The sequence below is a fragment of the Butyrivibrio sp. AE2032 genome (genome assembly GCF_000702965.1).
Genome location: NZ_JNLF01000005.1, coordinates 161,233 through 182,754, shown reverse-complemented (window position 1 = coordinate 182,754; position 21,522 = coordinate 161,233). Strand labels below are relative to the sequence as shown.

General features: G+C 47.9%; 17 protein-coding genes. 15 read left to right on the top strand and 2 right to left on the bottom strand.

All coding sequences use genetic code 11. The features are described 5' to 3' along the window. The first annotated feature begins 57 nt into the window (after window positions 1-57). The 7 genes from BO18_RS18550 to BO18_RS18520 all read left to right on the top strand — a co-directional run bounded on the left by BO18_RS18550 (window position 58) and on the right by BO18_RS18520 (window position 11,656). Window positions 58-1,977: a diguanylate cyclase gene (locus BO18_RS18550; RefSeq protein WP_034448905.1), complete on the top strand. Its 1,920-nt coding sequence runs from the start codon at window positions 58-60 to the stop codon at window positions 1,975-1,977. 208 nt (window positions 1,978-2,185) lie between these two features. Continuing rightward, window positions 2,186-4,309, top strand: coding sequence for a 1,4-alpha-glucan branching protein GlgB (gene glgB, locus BO18_RS18545; protein ID WP_066738384.1), 2,124 nt, complete (start codon window positions 2,186-2,188; stop codon window positions 4,307-4,309). A 24-nt stretch (window positions 4,310-4,333) separates the two neighbouring features. Then, window positions 4,334-5,593 (top strand): glucose-1-phosphate adenylyltransferase, encoded by a 1,260-nt coding sequence (locus BO18_RS18540; RefSeq protein WP_034448904.1) that lies wholly within the window; start codon window positions 4,334-4,336, stop codon window positions 5,591-5,593. Between the two features lie 20 nt (window positions 5,594-5,613). Continuing rightward, window positions 5,614-6,723: a glucose-1-phosphate adenylyltransferase subunit GlgD gene (gene glgD, locus BO18_RS18535; protein WP_034448903.1), complete on the top strand. Its 1,110-nt coding sequence runs from the start codon at window positions 5,614-5,616 to the stop codon at window positions 6,721-6,723. Window positions 6,724-6,725: 2 nt separating this feature from the next. Beyond that, window positions 6,726-8,426 carry a glycogen synthase gene (locus BO18_RS18530; RefSeq protein WP_051688935.1) on the top strand — a complete coding sequence of 567 codons (1,701 nt, stop codon included), beginning with the start codon at window positions 6,726-6,728 and terminating at the stop codon, window positions 8,424-8,426. Further along, complete coding sequence (locus tag BO18_RS18525; protein WP_051688934.1) at window positions 8,426-10,549, top strand: glycoside hydrolase family 13 protein; 2,124 nt, start codon at window positions 8,426-8,428, stop codon at window positions 10,547-10,549. Before BO18_RS18530 ends, BO18_RS18525 begins: the two co-directional genes overlap by 1 nt. A 63-nt stretch (window positions 10,550-10,612) precedes the next feature. Next, window positions 10,613-11,656: a hypothetical protein gene (locus BO18_RS18520; protein WP_051688933.1), complete on the top strand. Its 1,044-nt coding sequence runs from the start codon at window positions 10,613-10,615 to the stop codon at window positions 11,654-11,656. 28 nt (window positions 11,657-11,684) lie between these two features. On the opposite strand, the gene BO18_RS34950 is transcribed toward BO18_RS18520, so the two are convergent. Beyond that, on the bottom strand, window positions 11,685-11,948 hold the full coding sequence (locus BO18_RS34950; protein ID WP_185752507.1) for a hypothetical protein: 264 nt from the start codon (window positions 11,946-11,948) through the stop codon (window positions 11,685-11,687). A 373-nt stretch (window positions 11,949-12,321) separates the two neighbouring features. On the opposite strand from BO18_RS34950, the gene BO18_RS33075 reads away from it, so the two are divergent. From BO18_RS33075 to BO18_RS18475, 8 genes are all read left to right on the top strand, one after another. Next, entirely contained in the window at window positions 12,322-13,479 is a 1,158-nt protein-coding gene (locus BO18_RS33075; RefSeq protein WP_051688932.1) for a CapA family protein, read from the top strand. A gap of 31 nt (window positions 13,480-13,510) precedes the next feature. Beyond that, complete coding sequence (gene purE, locus BO18_RS18505) at window positions 13,511-14,017, top strand: 5-(carboxyamino)imidazole ribonucleotide mutase (protein WP_034448901.1); 507 nt, start codon at window positions 13,511-13,513, stop codon at window positions 14,015-14,017. A 62-nt stretch (window positions 14,018-14,079) separates the two neighbouring features. Then, entirely contained in the window at window positions 14,080-15,486 is a 1,407-nt protein-coding gene (gene purF, locus BO18_RS18500; RefSeq protein ID WP_051688931.1) for an amidophosphoribosyltransferase, read from the top strand. A 138-nt stretch (window positions 15,487-15,624) separates the two neighbouring features. Then, entirely contained in the window at window positions 15,625-16,245 is a 621-nt protein-coding gene (gene purN / locus BO18_RS18495; RefSeq protein WP_034448900.1) for a phosphoribosylglycinamide formyltransferase, read from the top strand. Between the two features lie 28 nt (window positions 16,246-16,273). Beyond that, window positions 16,274-16,990, top strand: coding sequence for an IMP cyclohydrolase (locus BO18_RS18490; RefSeq protein ID WP_034448899.1), 717 nt, complete (start codon window positions 16,274-16,276; stop codon window positions 16,988-16,990). A gap of 31 nt (window positions 16,991-17,021) precedes the next feature. Beyond that, window positions 17,022-18,203: a phosphoribosylaminoimidazolecarboxamide formyltransferase gene (locus BO18_RS18485; protein WP_034448898.1), complete on the top strand. Its 1,182-nt coding sequence runs from the start codon at window positions 17,022-17,024 to the stop codon at window positions 18,201-18,203. A gap of 100 nt (window positions 18,204-18,303) precedes the next feature. Further along, window positions 18,304-18,867 carry a DUF948 domain-containing protein gene (locus BO18_RS18480; protein WP_034448897.1) on the top strand — a complete coding sequence of 188 codons (564 nt, stop codon included), beginning with the start codon at window positions 18,304-18,306 and terminating at the stop codon, window positions 18,865-18,867. Window positions 18,868-18,872: 5 nt separating this feature from the next. Then, window positions 18,873-20,528, top strand: coding sequence for a hypothetical protein (locus BO18_RS18475; protein ID WP_034448896.1), 1,656 nt, complete (start codon window positions 18,873-18,875; stop codon window positions 20,526-20,528). Here BO18_RS18475 and BO18_RS18470 read toward each other — a convergent pair whose 3' ends face one another. Further along, window positions 20,529-21,419: a decaprenyl-phosphate phosphoribosyltransferase gene (locus BO18_RS18470; RefSeq protein WP_034448895.1), complete on the bottom strand. Its 891-nt coding sequence runs from the start codon at window positions 21,417-21,419 to the stop codon at window positions 20,529-20,531. Between the last annotated feature and the right edge of the window lie 103 nt (window positions 21,420-21,522).

The window sequence follows — 21,522 nt, the reverse complement described above, 5'->3', positions numbered from 1 at the left end:
GATTATAATTAAAACGGTTAGAATGGTAGACGGCCGGGTGGATCCGCTGGGAACTATATGAAAAAGATCGCTGTTTTTACATCTCATGTTTATGAACAGATGTCCGGAATGATGCAGAAGGGCCTGATTGATGCTGCAATGGAATATGGCGTCAAGCTCATATTTTTCGCGAGTTTCGGCGATTCCTACAGCAGCAGGAACTATGGCGAGTTCTCAAAATATGACGAGGGTGACAGGGTATCGTTTGATATTCCTGACCTTAACGATTTCGACGGCGTTATCAAGATAAACACGTATTTCAGCCAGATAATCAAAGACCATCTGAAAAAGATCCTCTCTGAATATGACATACCGGTTATCAATATCGGTGGCAGGGATGATGAGCATTTGAATGTCAGGTGCGACGATACCGGGACCTTTTCAAAGGTTGTCGAGCATGTGGTCGTAAAGCATGGCTGCAGGAACATCTACCATCTGGCTGGTGAGGAAAAACAGTACTTTACGCCTCTGCGTCTGAACGCGTTGAAGAAGGTCCTCGCCGAGCACGGCATTCCTTTCGATGACGATAAGATCTACTACGGCGATCTTTGGTTCACCTGCGGTGAACCGGCATTGGACTATATCCTGGAAGACTGCAAAAAACGCGGATGTGAATATCCGGATGCAGTTGTCTGTGCTAACGATTATTCTGCCATCGGCCTTATCAACGCTTGCAAGGAGAGAGGGATAAGGATCCCTGAAGACTTCATCATTACGGGTTTTGATGCGGTTGTCGAATCCATAAGCGGATTCCCGACTGTAACGACTGCGGACCAGCCTTTTTACAGGATCGGATATACTGCGATCAAGACTATGCTCGAGATATTGGACGGCGCGGAGATCAGGGAAGACGTTCTTCTTACGGGTGATCTCATCTGCAACCAGTCCTGCGGATGCAGACCGAAGACCATTGATAACATTGAGGATTTCAGAGTCGTTTACATTCAGAGACTGGACAATGCCACCGGCATAGCACAGTCCACGACCAATCTCATGCTGACAGTATCGGATGCCACATCTCTTGAGGAATGTTTCAAAGCCATAAGCGACAATGCTAAGACAGATACCGGATTTAAGGATATGCTCCTCTGTCTTGCACCCGGATGGGATAAACAGCGTATCGTAGATGATGATTTCCGCACATGTGATGAGGAGATGACTGTCGTTGCAGGGTACAGGGGCAGCGAGGATGTGCCTGTCCAGACTTTCAGGAAGAAGGATATCCTTCCAAAAGACATGCTCGAAGATCCTAATCCGTATTACATTTTTGCGCTGCATCATCTTCAGTACTATATGGGTTATCTCATCGCTACCCCGGAAGTCGGTTTCCGCGAGCAAAAGGCTATCCAGTCCTGGTTTGTTGATCTCGGTGTAATACTCGAGACAAGACGTATACAAAGAGATCTTGAACAGTCTGTTGCAAGACTCGGATTCCTTTCAAACAGGGATATGCTGACGGAACTTTATAACCGCCGCGGCCTTGAGGAATACTTCATTGATTATGTCGATGAATGCATCCGCAACGGAACGGGACTGGCGGTAATCATCTTCGACATGAATGACCTGAAGATGATCAACGACAATTACGGTCACAACGAAGGCGACTACAGCCTGAAGACGATTGCTTATGCCATGATGAGAGCCACGTGCGAGCATGAGCTGTGCGCGCGTGCGGGCGGCGATGAGTTCATCGTGATAGCCAAGAACTATACGGAAGAGAAGGCAAAGGAATTTGTAGAGAAGGTCAGGACGCTGATCCGTCAGAAGGTAGAACTCGATGATAAGGAATACGTTGTCGGCGTAAGTACCGGTGTACATATCGAGTATCCCAAGGATTCAGAAGAGGACGCACATAAGATCTTCGAAAAATGCCTGAAGGAAGCTGACGCTTCAATGTATTTAGATAAGAAGATGCATAAAGTCGGAAGGGATGAATAAAAGCTTTGTTCAGCCCGGAAAATGTACGGTATTGTGTAATTTTGCACAAAATGAACGACGAAAACAAACGCTTTTTTGTATTTTCGGTTGGTAAATCCTCTAAATTCGTTTATAATATCTGTTATTAAGGGCAAGTGCCCTTGAATATTGACGTGCTCATTTACAGAGCCGCCGACATAAAGAGAGGCAGGGAGGCAAGGCAACATCAATGGATGCCGCTTATTTATTTAACAAGGGCGAGAACTATATGAGCTATAAGTTCCTCGGTGCTCATCCTTACGAGGACGAGAATGGGAAAGGCTTTATATTCCGCGTATGGGCTCCTAATGCGAGAATGGTCAGCGTTATGGGCGATTTCAACGACTGGGATCCCAACGACTGCCAGATGTTCATGTTGGGAAAAACGGGTATATGGGAGCAGAAGGTTCCTGAAGCCCGTCAGTGGGACCGCTATAAATACAGGGTTATCGGTGCGGATAACAGGATCTACGAGAAGGGCGATCCTTACGCCAGACATTTCGAGACGAGACCTAATAATGCTTCAATAATATACGATCCCGATGATTATATCTGGAATGACGATGAGTTCGTTAAGAGCCGCACAGATGCTCTTGCACCGAAGCCGATAAATATCTATGAGATTCATCTCGGTTCATGGAGAAGACATCCGGACGGAAATTTCTTCACATACAGGGAACTGGCAATTGATCTTGCGGATTACTGCAAGAAGATGCATTACACGCATATCGAGCTGATGCCGATCTTAGAGCACCCTCTTGATGATTCGTGGGGCTATCAGGTAACAGGATACTATGCAGTTACTTCAAGATTCGGCACACCTGCCGATTTCAAGTTCATGGTCGATGTCCTTCACCAGAACGGCATCTCCGTTATCCTCGACTGGGTTCCCGCACACTTCCCGAAGAACATGGAAGGGCTTGTCAGATTCGACGGCACTCCGTGCTACGAGTATTCCGATCCCAGGATCGGCGAGCACAGGGAGTGGGGCACCTATGTTTTCGACTATTCCAAGAACGAAGTTATCTCGTTCCTGATCTCAAATGCAGTATTCTGGATCGATGAGTTCCATCTTGACGGTATCCGTGTTGATGCCGTTTCCTCGATGCTCTACAGGGATTACGGAAGACAGCAGTATATCCCGAACAAGTTTGGCGGTAACGAGAATCTCGAAGCCATCGATTTCTTCAAGAAACTCAATTCCACGATCCGCAAGAACTATCCTCATGCGATGCTCATAGCTGAGGAATCCACCGCGTGGCCCAAGGTATCTCACCCCGTTGAATACGGCGGACTGGGCTTTACACATAAGTGGAACATGGGCTGGATGCATGACACTCTGGATTATTTCTCAACGGATTCTTATGCAAGGGCATGGCATCACGACGAGTTCTGTTTCTCGATGATGTATGCGTTCTCTGAGAATTACATCCTGAGCCTCTCGCACGATGAAGTCGTTCACGGCAAGCATTCTCTCATAGACAAGATGCCGGGCGATATCTGGAGGAAGTTCGCTTCGCTCCGTACCATGATGATGTACCAGATCAGCCATCCGGGCGGAAAGCTCAACTTCATGGGTGCCGAGTTCGGTCAGTTCATCGAATGGCGTTTCTATGAACAGCTCGAGTGGTTCCTTTTAGACTACGAATCACACCGTCTGCTCCAGAACTTCAACAGCGAGCTCAATAAGTTCTATGTTGAGAATCCCCAGCTTTGGGAAGACGATCATACATGGTCAGGATTTGAATGGATCGCTGCTGACGATACTAAGAATAATGTATTTATCTACAAGAGATCCTGTCCCGATCCCAAGCGCAATGACATCTATGTTGCGCTCAACATGGTTCCACAGCCTCTTGAGGGATATGAGATGCCCGTCTATGAACTAGGCACATACAAGATCGTATTCAATACTGACGACATGTGTCACGGCGGTTCTGGTTATCCAACGGCGACAGATGCAGAAGGATGCTTTGAGGCGATAGACGAGCCTCTTAACGGCAAGCCTTACAAGGTAAAGATCAATCTTCCGCCGCTTGCAGGAATCTATTTCATGAAGGTTAAAGATCCTGTCAAGAAGAAGGCAAAGAAGACAGAATCCAAGCCCTCTGCCAAGAAGACAACAAAGGCATCTGCCAAAAAGCCTGCTGAGAAAAAGCCGGCAAAGAAGGCTGTAAAGACGGCTGAAAAGAAGGCCGCCAAGCCTGCAGCAAAACCCGCCGCGAAAGCTGCGGAAAAGCCCGTAAAGAAGACAACAGCTAAAAAGCCTGCTGCTTCTAAGAAGGCTGAAAACAAAGAAAAGAAAACAAAATAAGCTCATATACGGAGGTAGTTCATTATGGCAAGAACTGAAGTCGTTGCGATGATACTCGCAGGAGGACAGGGAAGCAGATTAGGCGTACTGACCAAGACGGTTGCAAAGCCAGCAGTACCCTTCGGAAGCCGTTACAGGATCATCGATTTCCCGCTCTCAAACTGTGTAAACTCGGGCATAGAGATCGTCGGCGTTCTTACACAGTATCAGCCTTTGGCTCTTAACACATACGTCGGTAACGGTCACCCTTGGGACCTCGACAGAAACAATGCGGGTGCTTATATCCTTCCGCCTTACCAGAGTAATGCGGGTTCTGACTGGTATAAGGGTACCGCTAATGCAATCTATCAGAATATGAGCTTTATTGATGACAACGATCCCGAATATGTAGTCATCCTTTCAGGCGACCACATCTACAAGATGGATTACGCTGCAATGCTCAAGTCTCACATCGAGAAGGGCGCTGATGCGACCATCGCCGTATATGAGGTACCGTGGGAGGAGGCTCCGAGATTCGGCATCCTCAATACGAAGGAAGACGATGTCATCGAGGAGTTCGAGGAAAAGCCCGCCAAGCCGAAGAGCAATCTTGCTTCGATGGGTGTTTATATCTTTACATGGAGCGTCCTGAGACAGGCTCTTATAGAAGATGAGGCAAATCCTGATTCAAATAACGATTTCGGTAAGAATATCGTCCCGAATCTCCTTGCACAGGGCAAGAAGCTCTGCGCTTACAGATTCTCCGGTTACTGGAAGGACGTAGGAACAATCTCTTCTCTCTGGGAGACCAATATGGATATCCTTGATAAGCCTGAAGAGATCAACCTCGTTGACAGATCCTGGAAGATCTTCTCGAGAAACCCTGTCAAGCCTTCACACTTCATAGGTTCAGGCGCTAAGGTAAAGAATTCGGCTCTTACGGACGGCTGCCGTATATTCGGCGACGTTGAGCATTCCGTTCTTTCCGAGTCAGTAATCGTTGAGAAGGGCGCGATAGTAAAGGACTGTGTCCTGATGCCGGGCGTCGTTGTCAAGGAAGGCGCACATATCGAGCGCTGCCTGATAGATGTCGGAACCATCATCGGTAAGGATGTTAAGGCCGGCAACTTTGTAGAAGGCGAAGGACCTTACACCAACCACAAGATCTGCTCCGAAGGCATCTGTGTTTTCGAGCGCGGCCTCAAGATCAAGGACGGCGCGGTCATTCCTGCAAACAGTATGGTAGATTCCGATCTGGAAGTACCCGATGACCAGAACATCATCGAGTCGACTTTCAGAACATGAGGTAAAGGAGATTAAGACATATGTTTAATAATGCGATGGGGCTTATCTTAGCCGACAACAAAAAGATATCTCTGGGCGAGCTCTCCAATCCTCGCGCGCTTTCCGCCATGCCTTTCGGCGGAAGATACAGGATCATTGACTTCATGCTCTCTAACATGGTCAACTCCGGTGTCAAGAACGTCGGACTTCTTACTTACAACAAGTATAAGTCACTGATGGACCATCTCGGAACAGGCGGTGCATGGTCTCTGGACAGAAAGAACGACGGTCTTCACATCCTGCCGCCTTACGTCAATTCAGAAGCCACGAGCATCAATTCAGATGAAGAGCTTACGGGCGTCATCGATTTCTTAAGGCAGTCCAGGACACCTTATGTAATCGTTGCAGGTGCCAACGTTATCCTCAATACGACATTCGATAATTTCATCAAGTCTCACGAGGAATCCGGCGCCGACATCTCCGTCATGTATAACCGCGACGGTACAAAGTACGGCAATCCTTCTTACATCCTCGACATCGATGAGGACGGTTTTGTAAGAGACATGCTCTACAATCCCGCAAAGGCAACATCTCCCAAGTGTTCACTTGGAATCCTGTGCCTTAGGAGAGATCTCCTGATCGACATCCTTGCACGTCAGATGGCACACGGACAGAGCCATTTCGGCATCCATTCCATCGTTAAGATGTTCGATGAGTTCAAAGTACACGGATTTGAGTATTCCGGCGTTGTATTAAGGATCAACAGCGTTCAGGCTTACTTCAATGCATCGATGTCGCTTCTTACAGATTCTGTCAGAAATGACCTTTTCTGGAGCGGAAAGTCCATCTACACAAAGGTCAAGGATGAGGCCCCGACACTGTATTTCGACAATGCCGAGATGAGCGATTCGATCGTATCAGACGGTTGCCGCATCTATGGTAAGGTCGAGGGTTCCGTTATATTCAGAAGTGTTACGATCGCCAAGAATACAACAGTCAAGAACTGCGTAATCATGCAGGACGTTCACATCTCCGAGAACTGCAATCTTGAGAACGTAATCCTTGACAAGAACGCGTTCGTAAGACCGGGCGTAAGACTTGTCGGACATCCCGACTATCCTATCGTTATAGGAAAAGGAGCAGGTATCTGATTATGGAAAAGACTATCAAAGTATTGTTCGCATCGTCTGAGTGCAGTCCGTTCGTTAAAGTCGGCGGTCTTGCCGACGTTGTAGGAAGTCTGCCTGTTGAGCTCAACAAGCAGGGAGTGGATGCGAGAGTCATCATTCCTCTCTACAAGAAGATCAAGATCAAGTACAGCGACAAACTTCATTTCCTCGGATGGAAGATGGTCCATATGGGATGGCGTTCGCTCTATGCAGGACTCTTCTCGCTCGAAGTGAACGGTGTCGTATTCTACTTCATCGATAACGAATACTATTTCAACTTCGACCAGATCTATGTCGATTATGTTTTCGATATCGAGCGTTACTGCTTCTATCAGAGAGCTGTTCTTGATTTCATGGGCGACTTCATGAACTTCGAGCCGAATGTCCTTCACTGCAACGACTGGCAGACGGGCATGATGCCGATGCTCCTTGACTGTCACTTCAAGAAGAACGGCTATCACACCAACGTGCAGACTGTTTACACGATCCACAATCTCAAGTATCAGGGCGTTCATTCGATCGACGTGGTAAGAGAGATGCTCGATCTCCCTGACGATTACCTGAGAGAGGATTTCTGCATCAAGGACAAGGCCATCAATTTCATGAAGGCCGGTATCGTTTTCTCGAATTCCGTTACGACGGTATCTCCGACTTATGCTTATGAGATCATGACCGATTACTACGGCGAAGGTCTGAACTATACGCTTCAGAAGTACGCTTACAAGGTATCGGGCATCATCAACGGCATGAACGATCTTGAATATGATCCTTCAAAGGACGATAAGATCCCGATGAAGTATTCGATCAAGAATTACAGGGAAGGAAAGGCTGCATGCAAGAAGTCTCTGCAGGAGCAGCTGGGTCTCGACGTCAATCCAGGTGCACCTCTCTGCGCAATGATCTCACGACTTGTTGATCAGAAGGGTCTGGATCTCCTGCTCTATGTTCTGGAAGAAATGCTCTACGACGGTATGCAGGTTGTTATCCTCGGTACGGGCGATCCTTACTATGAGAGAGCTCTCGTTGACATCGCCAACCGCAATCGCGGAAAGATGTGCGCCTGCATCGATTTCGACAGCGGACTTGCACATACTATCTATGCGGCATCCGATATCTTCCTTATGCCGAGTATCTTTGAACCCTGCGGATTGTCGCAGCTCTGCTCGATGGCATACGGTTCCGTCCCTGTCGTAAGAGAGACGGGCGGTCTTAAGGATACAGTAACGCCTTATAACGAATATACGGGCGAAGGAAACGGTTTCTCGTTTGCTAACATCAATGCACATGAGTTCCTCTTCGTTACGAAGTATGCGGCAGACATCTACCGTCATAAGCCGGAAGTATGGAATAAGCTCATCGAGACCGGCATGAAGGGCGACTATTCCTGGAAGAAGAGTGCAGGCGAGTATGCAGGACTGTATTCTCTGATCACGGGTATCCCGAGAGCAGAACCCGAGCCTGAGAAGGCTCCTGCCAAGGAAGCCAAGAAGGAAAGTGCCAAGAAGGCAGAAGAGCCTGCTGAGAAGAAGCCGGCTGAGAAGAAACCTGAGGCTAAGAAGGCGCCCGCCAAGAAGGCAGCGGCAAAGAAACCTGCTGCCAAGAAGCCGGCTGCTGCAAAGCCTGCAAAACCCGCTCCTGAAAAGACTGCGGAGAAGAAACCCGATGACAAGGAGAAGAAGGATTAATGCCTTCATCGGATAAAAAAGAACGGAACAACAAGGCGCGGTGCATTCATGCATCGCGCCTTCCTGAGTACAGGCAGCCGTTTGGCGCAAGACCGTGCACTTCGAATGTCGACATCTTTTTCGACTGCTTCAAGGAAGCTTCGAACGTAACGTTCTGCTATACATACGGCCTTTATAACTTTACATATCACGAAGAACCGATGTATTCGGTTTCGGGCCTTGGAAGATATCATGTTAACCTCATGCTTCCTTCAGAGCCTTCGATACTGTTCTACTGGTTCAGGTTTAATGTGCCCGGAGATCTTAAGGATCTTCCCGATTATTTCAGGGTCGCAAGCGACAATGATATCCCGGCTCCGGTTATCACGCTCTACTACGGGGCGGGCATGGACACAAAGGACGGTGAGGGGACTTTATACAACGAACCGCCCAGAGTCGGTGTTGATGAGGATAAGTATCCTTTTGCTTTCCAGATAACCGTTTACAACAAAGAATTCAAAACACCCGCTTTTTTGAAGGGTGCGATGATATACCAGATCTTCCCGGACAGGTTCGCCAGAGACACTTCTTTTGACTATGAGAAGATGATCCGGTTAGACGACAGGCAGGAGAGGATCTACCACAAAGACTGGAATGAGGATGTCGATACCAAGGGCAAGCCTGAGACAGGTTACCTTGCATGTGATTTCTACGGCGGGAGCCTTAAGGGAATCGAGGAAAAACTCGATTATCTGAAAGAACTCGGCATAACGGTTCTTTATCTGAACCCGATATTCGAAGCGAGATCTTCGCACAGGTATGACACCGCCGACTATCTTAATGTCGATCCAATTCTTGGCGGAACTTCTGCTTTCATGAGCCTTCAGAGCGCATGTAAGGAAAGAGGAATAAAGATCATATTGGACGGCGTTTTCAGCCATACGGGCGCTGACTCCAAGTATTTCAACAAGTTTGACAGATATGAGGGAACGGGCGCGTACAGAGCCTTCAGGGACGGCGAAGAGAGCCGTTACCGCTCCTGGTATAACTTCTACAGAAACGAGGACGGTTCTGTCGGTTACAGATCTTGGTGGGGATTTCCCGATCTGCCCGATATCAATGAGGACGACCTTTCTTACCGCAATTTCATCTTCGGCAAGGACGGCGTTGTAGATACCTGGACTTCCCGCGGAGCTTCGGGATTCAGGCTAGACGTGTCCGATGAGCTGCCTGACAGCTTTATCAGGCAGATGCGTTCCACCGTTAAGGAAAAGACGGGAGGAGAGGGAGCCGTCATAGGCGAAGTATGGGAAGATGCCTCAAACAAGTGCAGCTACGGTTCATACCGCGACTTCATGCTCGGAAATACACACGATTCTGTCATGGGATACACATTCAGGCATATAGTTTTGGATTACCTTTGCGGATATATCGATGCGGACATTGCAGATACAAGGCTTGAAGGATTCCGTGAGCGCTATCCCAAGGAAGCTTACTATTCCATGATGAACCTTGTTTCATCGCACGATGTTCCCCGCATCATGACCGCACTGTCCAGACCATGCGATACTGACGACAGGGAAGTCCAGCGCGGTTTTAAGGTTGAAGCGCAGCATTACGATGTAGTCTCGTCTCTTTCGAAGATGGCCTTTGCTCTTCAGACATGCTATATAGGTGCGTCATGCATCTACTACGGTGACGAGATCCTTATGGAAGGCTATAAGGATCCTTTCAACAGAAGGACATATCCCTGGAACAGGATCGATCAGAGACAGGCAGAAGCCCTTACTTATTTCAGACGCATCGCCAGGATCAGGACGGAGAACGATTGTCTCCGCACGGGATTTTATAAGACGCTAATGGCTGAGGGCGGTACGTTCGCATTTGTCAGATATCTCAAGGAAGGACGCGATGCATTCGGCAGGGAAGCTTCGGGCAGCAGGGCGATCGTACTTGTTGCAAACAGGTCAGACAAGCCCGTTTATGTTGATGTCAGTGAGCGCTACGGTGACTTCGGCTGCAAGGCTTCAGCTGATGACGGCGCGATCCATCCGTTGTCGGAACAGTTTATATTGGGCGGCATACTCGGAGGTACGAGAAAGATAGGCATCAAGCCTTTTGGGACAGCGTTTCTGATATACTAAGAGTTAAAGTTTTTCGTCAGATATAAGGATAGCTGATAAAGGATAGGGAGTAGGAGAGGTAATATGCCACATTCGTCAGGCGGAAGTTCTCACAGCGGCGGAAGCCATCACAGCAGTTCGAGCAGCAGTTCGAGCAGAAGTTCCGGCGGCAGCGGCGGAGGCAGTTCAAGAAGATCATCTTCGCAGCCGTTTGCGGGTTCGAAAAGATATCTCTACTACAAAGACAGCAAACCCTATTTTGTTTATTCCAACTACGACATCCGCAAAAAGAACTTGAGCATGATCGCAAGCTGGATCATTACTTTTGTCATGTTCTTCCTGCCGTTCCTTGCAGGTACCGCCTATTGTACTTTTGATGCGATAAACTTCCCGGAGAAGATACAGTATTTTAAGAACAAAAAAGTCGAGTACGTAATCGAAGACAATCTCGGGATCTTTGAAAATGAGAAGAATCTGAAGCGGTCAATGAAGGATTTCTATAAGGAAACAGGTATCGTTCCCGCGGTCATTACCGTCAGCAACGAGACCTGGAATAATGATTATTCAAATCTTGAAGCTTACGCATATGATGTCTCTGTCAACAGATTCCCTGATGAAGCTCATTGGCTTATCATCTACTCCGAATCCATTAAGGACAACGGATTTAATGACTGGTATTGTGAAGGCATGCAGGGTGACAGAACGGATCCTGTAATTACAGGACCGAGAGGTGATGAGTTTACAGATTCACTCTATAAACGTCTCTTGCAGCGTGATAAGTATTCGGTGGATGAAGCGATAGCTGAGACTTTTGATCAGTTAACTCCCAAGATGATGAAGGTCGGCCTTAAAAATACAGCACAGTTCTATGTTTTCCTGTTCATGACCGTATTATTATTAGCCGGTTCTGCACTTACATTGGGATGGTCGATCCATAAGACAAAAGTTCCTGAAATATATAAGAATGCACAGCCCTGTGATCTCACGGCTGTCTATCAGGAGCCGTGCAATTACTGCGGTGGAGTCTTTATCATCGGCATGCATACCGAGTGTCCTCACTGCGGAGCGGCTATCCCGGCACATCATTATATGAAGGATGCGAACGGGAACGTGGTTCAGATAATGTGAAAAGATCTTATCGTTGTTTTGGGTCAGATCAAAGCGGACGCATCTCCTCCGGAGTAGCTGGTTCCAGGATTACTGTATTGGTCATATATCCGGGAATAACGCGTGCAGCCTTTAGGTACACTATCCTGTTATATGGAGTGACATCGAATTCCAGACCAATACCTTTATATTTACTCATTTTATGATCCAAAAACTTCATCATGACAGTATAGTGACCATATGGCACGGGAATCCGGATAACCTCATCATACTTGAGGCATCCGAGTCGAATACCGTTAAGAAAGATTTCCATACTTCTTCCTAATCCCCCACAGGAAGCCATACGGTAGATTTGAATCACACCGTCCGGAGGAAGGGTAACTATGGTATGGCATTTCCAGCATGGTCCATCGCCCTTAATATCCTGGACCTTTCCGCATTGTGGACACTTAAATCTGAGCAACGTTGACATAATGACACCTTTTCCTTTATCCCTAAAATATAAACAAAAGTTTACTAACAAATATTATAATTTTTTACCTTTGGAACGCAAGAAATGACATCCTGTAAACCTAAAATACATTTGCGTTTGCTTCTTTGCTGTTTGGAATTTCCAAAAGATTGATATAATTATTCTGGCCGGCAGATTGTCGGCATTTCTACTTTATTTGAGAGGCAGACTATTTGTGAGACGTTCCGGTGACACAGACAGGTTAAAAAGGCTCCTGGCGATGGCCATGACGGCCGCACTGTCTGTTACCGCAATAGCATGCTCACCGGTCACCGAACCCGGTGGGACGGACGGATCTGACGGAACCACGGCCGATACCGAAGTCGTTCAGTCAGCAGCAACCACACTGATGCTCGAGACTGTTTCCACCGAGATAACGCCCACCAATACTCCGACGCCTTCGCCGAGTCCCACTCCGACGCTGTCGCCAGAAGAACGCGTAGTAACCGTAACATTTACGGGTGACTGCACGCTGACGCAGGATTACAGGTCGAGCAACCGTCAGTTCGATGCGGTCGTAAACGGTGATATGGAGTATTGTTTCAAGAACTGTGCCGATCTTTTCAGGAGCGACGACTTAACCCTCGTAAACCTCGAGAATGCCGTTACCACGCAGACCAAGCACAAGGATAATCAGTATATCTTCCAGATGAAGCCCGAAAACCTTGAGATGCTCACCATTTCGGGCATTGAGGCAGTAAATATCGCAAACAACCACATCAATGATTTTTGGCAGGACGGTCTCGATGAGACGAGGCAGAACCTGGACGATCACGGGATCCTTTGGAGTGATGACCACTACGGAGCGATCTACACGACATCCAAAGGCATCAAGATCGGAATGGTCGGTCTGTCGAATGACACGAACGTCGGGCAGGTGACAGGGATAATAGACGATCTCAGAAGCGAGGGAGCCGCCATTGTCATAGCTTCATGCCATTTTGGTCAGGAGGGCGTCTACGAGCCTACCGCAAGACAGAAGAAGATAGCTCATGAACTCATTGATTACGGCGTCGACATTGTCGTCGGAACCCATCCCCACAGGCTGCAGCCGATCGAAAAGTACAACGGTCATTACATCTTCTATTCGCTCTCGAACTTTTGTTTTGGTGGAAATTACTCATTATCAGACCCCGATTCCGTCATAATTCAATGCGAATTTCTTATGGACGCGGACGGCTCTGAATGCGTAGACTATAGACTGAGGATCTTTCCTTATTCTCAGACTTCAACAAGGCCCGGAAACGACTTCTGTCCGAAGCCGTATGAATGGGAATCTGAGGATTATTTCAGGGTCATGGCGCGCCTGGAATGGGCGCAGGGCGACGAATAAAGCTCGATCTTTTTGAAAGCAGGTAATTGATATGGCTGATGAAAAAGTACTGGTAGTAATGGGTTCCGATTCCGATTTCCCCGTAATGGAAGGATGCTTCAAGATGCTCAACAAGTTCGGAGTCGGGTTTAAGGCAACAGTCGCATCAGCTCACAGGACTCCCGATAAGGCAATGGCACTCGCAAGAGGCGCAGAAGCTGAAGGCTTCAAGGTTATCATCGCCGCAGCAGGTCTTGCTGCTCATTTGGGCGGAGTACTCGCGGCAAATACCGCGCTTCCCGTCATCGGCGTTCCTTGCAAGGGCGGAGCTCTTGCAGGTGTTGATGCTCTTTATGCGACGGTACAGATGCCCACGGGCATTCCCGTAGCCACAGTGGCAATAGACGGCGGTTCGAACGCTGCCATCCTCGCTTGCCAGATGCTCGCGATATCTGATCCCGGGCTTATGCAGAAGATAAAGGACTACAAGGCAGGACTTGCTGATTCCGTTGAGGAGAGGGATGCAAGACTTCAGCAGAAGATCGCTGAGATGAATTAAAAAGTTAACGGTCCATACCGTAAACATAGAAACAAACCAGAGCAAAGGACGGCAACAGGCACATGAGCGGAGTTTTCGGATGTTATGACATCAAGGGAAGCAAACAGGACGTAACGAGAGATACCTATTACGGGATCTTCTCATTACAGCACAGAGGTCAGGAATCTGCGGGTATCGCAGTCGACGATGAGGGGACTTTCCTGGTGCATAAGGCCAATGGTCTCGTAACTGATGTTTTCGATGAGGTCACATTATCAGCTCTTACAGGTTCATGTGCGATAGGTCATGCTAGAGGCGGTTCTCCCAGGGAGAGCGGCACTGATGCCATCCAGCCCATTTCGATAAAGTCCAGAGTCGGTTCCATAGCTCTTACTTCCGATTCCGTCATCATGAATGCGAACAAGATCAGGGACGAGCTCAAGGACCAGGGTGCCATCTTCCAGACGAATACAGATTCGGAGATCATCCTCTCACTGTTCTCCCGCAACAGGATCAGGACAGATGACTGCGAGCATGCCATCCTTGAGACAATGAAGGAGATCCACGGCGTTTACGCAATGATCTTCATGGCAGAGGACAAGCTCATCGGCGTCAGGGATCCTTACGGTCTTAGACCTTTGATCCTCGGCAAGCTCGGCGACAAGTACTATATCTCCTCCGAATCCTGCGCACTTGATGCCATCGGCTGCGAGACGATAAGGGATTTCGAGCCCGGCGAGATCATCTCGATCTCCAAGGAAGGCATGAGCTCCATCAAGTATGATCCGTCCAAGGAAAAGAAGGATGCCAAGGTCTGCGTTTTCGAGTATGTATACGTTGCAAGACCTGACTCCGTTATCGACAAGATGTCGATCTTCGATTCAAGATACAGAGTAGGCATGGCTCTTGCAAAGGAAAGCCCTGCCGATGTAGATCTCGTTATCGGCGCTCCCGACTCGGGAAATGCCGCTGCAGAAGGTTATGCTGCAGGACTTGGAGTTAAGTACGGTGCGGGACTTCTCAAGAACAGATATGTCGGCAGAACATTCATCAAGAGCACACAGCAGCAGAGAGAACTTGCCGTAAGGATGAAGTTCGCTGCGCTCAAGACTGCCATCAAAGATAAGAAGATCGCCATTGTCGATGACTCGCTCGTAAGAGGTACCACGACAAAGCACATCATCTCATTCCTCCGCGAAAACGGAGCCAAGGAAGTACACGTAAGGCTTGCTTCTCCGCCGGTTAAGTTCGGCTGCTGCTACGGAGTTAATGCTTCATCCGAGACAGAGCTCCCCGCAAGCACAAAGACGATCGAGGAGATCCGCGACATGATCGGTGCAGATTCTCTCGCATACATCAGTCTTGAAAGCTTAAGAGCTTCTCTCAATACGATCGACTGCGGCGTATGCTCCGCATGCTTCGACGGCGAGTTTATCGCAGGCAAGCCTGAGGACGACGAAGAGTCCGTACACAAAGTGAAGTATAACTAATAGCTTTGCTCACTGGGTCCTCCGCGCGGACTACGTCCGCTTGTGCGGAATCGTTCGCAAAGCAATTAGTTCTCTTCCGGAAACGGGAACACTTGTTGCACGGGAATAATAGAACTTTAGATACAGGAGACTTAACGGATGAAGATTGCAGTGTTCGTATCGGGCGGTGGTACCAACCTTCAGGCGATAATAGACAATACCAAGGATGGTATCCTTAAAGATGTTGAGATCGTTCTCGTTCTGTCTTCTTCAAAGGATGCATACGCTCTTGAAAGAGCTGCAAATAACGGCATACCGTCTGCCGTGGTATCGAGAAAGGACTTTGATTCCATCGAGGCGTGGGACGATGCAGTAGTGTCCGCGGTCAAGGCTTCAGGAGCCGAGCTCGTCGTTCTTGCAGGATATCTTTCCTTGCTCGGCCCCAAGATCGTTTCCGAGTATTCCAACAGGATAATCAATATACATCCGGCGCTCATCCCGTCATTCTGCGGTGCGGGCATGTACGGCATAAGACCTCACAAGGCTGCTCTGGCAAAGGGCGTCAAGGTGTCTGGCGCTACAGTGCATTTCGTAAACGAGAATTACGATGAGGGACCGATCCTTCTTCAGAAAGCTGTCGAAGTATTGCCGGATGATACGCCCGAATCACTTCAGAAGAGGATCATGAAGGAGTGCGAATGGAAGCTCCTTCCCGAAGCCATAAGACTTATCGCGGACGGCAGGGTGGTAATAGAAAACAACATCTGCCGTATCAGATAATATCGTATTAAATTTTTGGAGGTGCCATATGATCACACAGAACCTTAGCAAGATCCTTTCAGAGAACGCATATCCCGGAAGAGGAATCGTTATCGGTAAGTCAGACGACGGAAAGTATGCTGTTACGGCATATTTCATCATGGGAAGAAGCGTTAATTCCAGGAACCGTGTATTCACGGCTACTGAAGACGGTATCAAGACAGAGGCTTTCGATCCTTCTCTTCTTACTGATCCGCACCTCATCATCTATTCGCCCGTAAGAGTACTCGGCAACAAGACTATCGTTACCAACGGCGACCAGACTGATACGATCTATGAACTCATGGACAAGCAGATGACTTTCGAGCAGTCCTTGAGAGGCAGGGAGTTCGAGGACGACGCTCCTAACTTCACGCCCAGGATCTCCGGAATAATGCACGTTGAGAACGGCACATACAATTTCGCCATGTCCATCCTGAAGAGCGATGACGGTGATCCGGATTCATGCGAGCGACACACGTTCACATACACAAATCCCAAGGCCGGAATCGGCAGATTCATCCACACATACATGGGTGACGGCAGCCCGCTTCCGTCTTTTGACGGCGAGCCTGAGAAGGTTGAGCTCAAGGGTGACATCGATACTTTTACAAACGAAGTATGGACGAGCCTTAACGAAGACAACAAGGTATCACTCTTCGTACGCTACATTGACATCGCTACCGGCGCTGCCGAGACACGTATCGTAAACAAGAATGTTAAGTAATCTATTCACGAAAAGATAAAGGAGAATGACAATGTCTAACGAGATGCAACTCAAGTACGGATGCAATCCTAACCAGAAGCCTTCAAGGATCTTCATGAAAGACGGTTCTGAGCTTCCCATCGAAGTGTTGAACGGCAAGCCGGGTTATATCAACCTTTTGGACGCTTTCAACGGCTGGCAGCTTGTAAAAGAGCTCAAGGAAGCAACAGGACTTCCCGCAGCAACTTCTTTCAAGCACGTTTCACCTGCAGGCGCTGCAGTAGGAAAGCCCCTTTCAGAGACAGAAGCAAAGATCTATTTCGTAGATGATCTTGGTGAGCTTTCTCCCATCGCATGCGCGTATGCAAGAGCAAGAGGCGCTGACAGAATGTCTTCATACGGAGATTTCACGGCTCTTTCCGACACATGCGACGCCATCACGGCTACAATGCTCGCAAGAGAAGTATCCGACGGCATCATTGCTCCTGACTATACACCCGAAGCTCTTGAGATCCTTAAGACAAAGAGAAAGGGTACATATAACGTTATCAAGATCGACGCTTCCTATAAGCCCGCTCCGATCGAGACAAAGGAAGTTTACGGCGTTACTTTCGAGCAGGGAAGAAACGAGTTTGAGATCAACCACGCTCTTCTGGACAACATCGTTACTGACAACAAGGACATCCCTGAGGACAAGAAGATCGATCTTTTGATCTCCCTTATCACGCTCAAGTACACACAGTCCAACTCAGTCTGCTACGTTAAGGACGGTCAGGCAATCGGTATCGGCGCCGGACAGCAGTCCAGGATCCACTGCACAAGACTCGCAGGCAACAAGGCTGACAACTGGTGGCTCAGACAGAGCCCTCAGGTACTGGGTCTCCAGTTCGTTGACGACATCCGCCGTCCCGACAGAGACAACGCCATCGACGTTTACATCTCAGACGAGTATGAGGACGTTCTCGCTGAAGGTACATGGCAGAACATCTTCAAGGTTAAGCCTGAAGTGTTTACGAGAGAAGAGAAGAAGGCTTGGCTTGCTAAAAACGATAACGTTGCACTCGGTTCTGATGCATTCTTCCCCTTCGGTGACAACATCGAGCGTGCTCATAAGAGCGGCGTTAAGTACATCGCAGAACCCGGCGGATCCATCCGTGACGATCATGTCATCATGACATGCAACAAGTACGGCATCGCCATGGCATTCACGGGAATGAGATTGTTCCACCACTAATACAGTTCTTTTTTCGGCTGTCTCATAAGCGTCGAAATCTGCTTGTGAGACAGCTTTTCTATTTTTATTTGTAAAACGGTAACATCAGCAGGAGGATATTATGGAAAACGAGAATAAAGTCAATGAAGCATCCACGGTAAGCCCCGCAGCACCTGCGGCAGCTCCTGAGGCTGCTCCGGCTGCTCCCGCTGCAGCACCTGCAGCTCCGGCAGAGCCCGTGAAGAATAAGATAACGAAGGGAAAATTCGTCGATTATTCCGACCACGATCTTCAGAGCGAGATACTCAAGTATGAGAAGAAGTCCGCCAAGAGGACTTCAATAGTAGCTTTCGCCATGATGGCCATCGCGCTGATATTCCTGGTTTCCGCCATCCTTATCGTTCCCAAGGTCATGCAGACGTTAGATCAGATACAGATCACTCTTTCGGAGGCTACGGACCTTGTCGGCAAGGCTGAAGACACTCTCGAGAACCTCAATACTTCACTTGACGGCATGAATGACATGATGTCTGATGTTGATAAGGTACTTGCAGATAACACTGACGCCATGGAAGATGCGATCAATAAGATCGGAAACATCGACGTGGACGGCCTGAACGAATCGATAGACGGACTTCGTGACGCGGTCAATGCCATGGGTAAGCTCTTCGGAAGAGGAACCTGATCTTTATGACCCAATACCTTATCGGACGCATTAAGACTTTAAAGCTGCCGGAGATCATTTCAAATCTCGGTAAAAACTGGTTTATACCGTTTTCGGCGCTTTGCTTTTTCCTGAGTAATACCGGACTTCAGGTGGAATTCTATTATTCCGCTTTTACGGCATTTGTGCTTATCCTGCTGTTGTCCGCAGTGTGTCCGCCGTTTGGTTCTTTCTTTTCCGAAACATCTTTAAAACACAGGATCATTGCTCTTTTCAGTTCCCTTGGGATCTGCTTATGCACATGGGATATCCTGAAGTATAAGCCGCTGTTCAGTCTTGAAAACGCATTCCTGATCAGGTCAGTTCTGGTTATCCTTGCCTTGCCGTTTGTATTTGCTGTCAATCTTCTTTTCTGGAAGAAGATCGAAGGCGTTATCGGCACAATTATCGGCAAAGCTGAGATAAAAAAGGCGGAATGGATCGTTTATTTGATCCTGTTCCTGATCTACGGTATCTTTGTCGCGTTTTCTTTTATGAGGACAAATGCATTCTATGACACGGATCTGAAGCTGGATGTTATCTATACGAGCGATTCTTCGGCTCTGGTCGAGAACAATGCTTTTATTCTCATTGATAATGTCGAAAATGATGTCAGGCAGCCTCTGTTTGCGGTTTTATCGGCGCCTTTGCTGGGAATCCCGGGGCTTATCGGCTCTGTTCTTCACAAGATAATACCTTCAATTCCTTCAGTTCTTATCATTGATTACGGACAGATAATACTTCTTCTGGCTGCGGCACTGATACTTGCCGTTGAGCTCAAACTTAACTGGATCCAAAGGATATGTTTTGTTCTTGTCTTTTCGTCCACTTACACATTCCTGCTCTTCTCGCTGATGATGGAACAGTATGTCGTCGCATTTTTCTGGCTGGTCATGACGATCCATTTTATGATCAATGACAGTAAAGAAGCCTGGATATTTTCCTATGCTTCCACGGGAACGTTGCTTACCAGCGGAGTGCTGGTCCCGTTCTTCCTGCTGCGAGGAGAGAAGGGAATGGAAGCAGTTATCAAGTTTGTGGAGCGTCTGGTAATCTACGGAATTGAGTTTGTTGTTCTGATGCTGATCTCCGGAAGACTGAACCTGATAATGAATTTCTGGAATAACGTAGGTGTTTTGTCGCTCTTTACAGGCCGTTCGGTCGGATATGGTGCCAGGGTCCTTCAGTATTTCAGTTTTATAGCCGGTGTTTTCTATGCTCCGGGATCATTGGAAGTCCATTATGACGGATATTACGGCGATTACAACACATGGCAGCTCGCCGAAGTGTCTTCGCTTAATATCGCGGGTCTGATCATATTCGCATTGGCGCTGGCAGGCTTTATCATTTCGAGAAAAGAGAAGATATCCCAGATAGCTTTGGGCTGGATCGGTTTTTCCTTGATCCTGCTGATCCTGGTAGGGTGGGGCACGGCGGAAAACGGTCTTGTATTGTATTCGCTTTATTTTGGCTGGCCTTTCCTTGTGCTTATCTTCAGGCTGATAAAGGCTTTAGAGGATAAATGCAAGGTAAAGTGGATCATCCCGGCATTGTCTTTTGCCGTAATAGTATTCCTGCTGTTCCATAATATTCCTGCAACGGCAGAGATGTTGAGTTTTGCTGTAAGAGAGTTCCCGGTCTGATCAGACTCCGAATAATGTCCTTATCCTGTCGAAATACAGGAGGAACATCATGACTGCAGCATAGATAAAGCATAATGCCAGCAGCACTTTGTCATGGAACAGCACTTCCGTCGGATCGCCTTCGGATGTGTCCTTTTCGATGTTAAGACAGTATTTCAGTGTTATCAGCAGCACGATCGGAACGGTGAAGATGATCTTGTTGCTGTTGTAATGCTCGATGGTTGAGGTTCCCATGGTCCAAAGCGCATAGAAAGTGTTTGCCATGGCAAGGCACAGATACATGCTCTTATCAAGAAAACCCATCGTATAGCCCTTCAGAACTTCTCTGGTGTTGTCCCTGTTTTCCATCTTGAGCTCGTTCCTTCGTTTGCCGAATGCCATAAAGAATGACAGGGCGATAACCGTGAGATACAGCCAGCCCGATACTTCGATTCCGGTTATAACGGCACCGTAAACTGCCCTTATGAGAAATCCCGATACCAGTATTGCAACATCGACCAGAGGAATGTTCTTAAGGCCGAAACTGTACAGGAGGTTTAAGACAACATAGAGGCATAAGAGCAAAAGCGCGTTTATATTGAAGACGAACGAAAAACATACTCCGGCAAGTATCAGGCATACTGCAGCGACTGAACAGGCTGCTTTTACGGAGATCTTTCCGCTCGCGATGGGCCTGTTCTTTTTGGTCGGGTGGAGGGCATCTTTGTCCTTGTCCCTTATGTCGTTGACGATATAGATGGCAGATGAGACAAGGCAGAATGCCACAAAACCTATGGCACAGTCTCTTAACTTGTCGAGCGCGAAAAGCTGTCCGCTGAATAACAGTGCGGCAAAGATCAGGATGTTCTTTATGTAATGCTTGACTCTTAACAGCTTAAGATAGTTCTTCATCAGAAATTTCCTTTTGTCACGAAAGCGCTTTTTAATATTTTAAACAATGGAAGGGCAGAATTAAAGTTGCTCTTTGATATCCCGTGAGCCCGGTGCTGTCAGG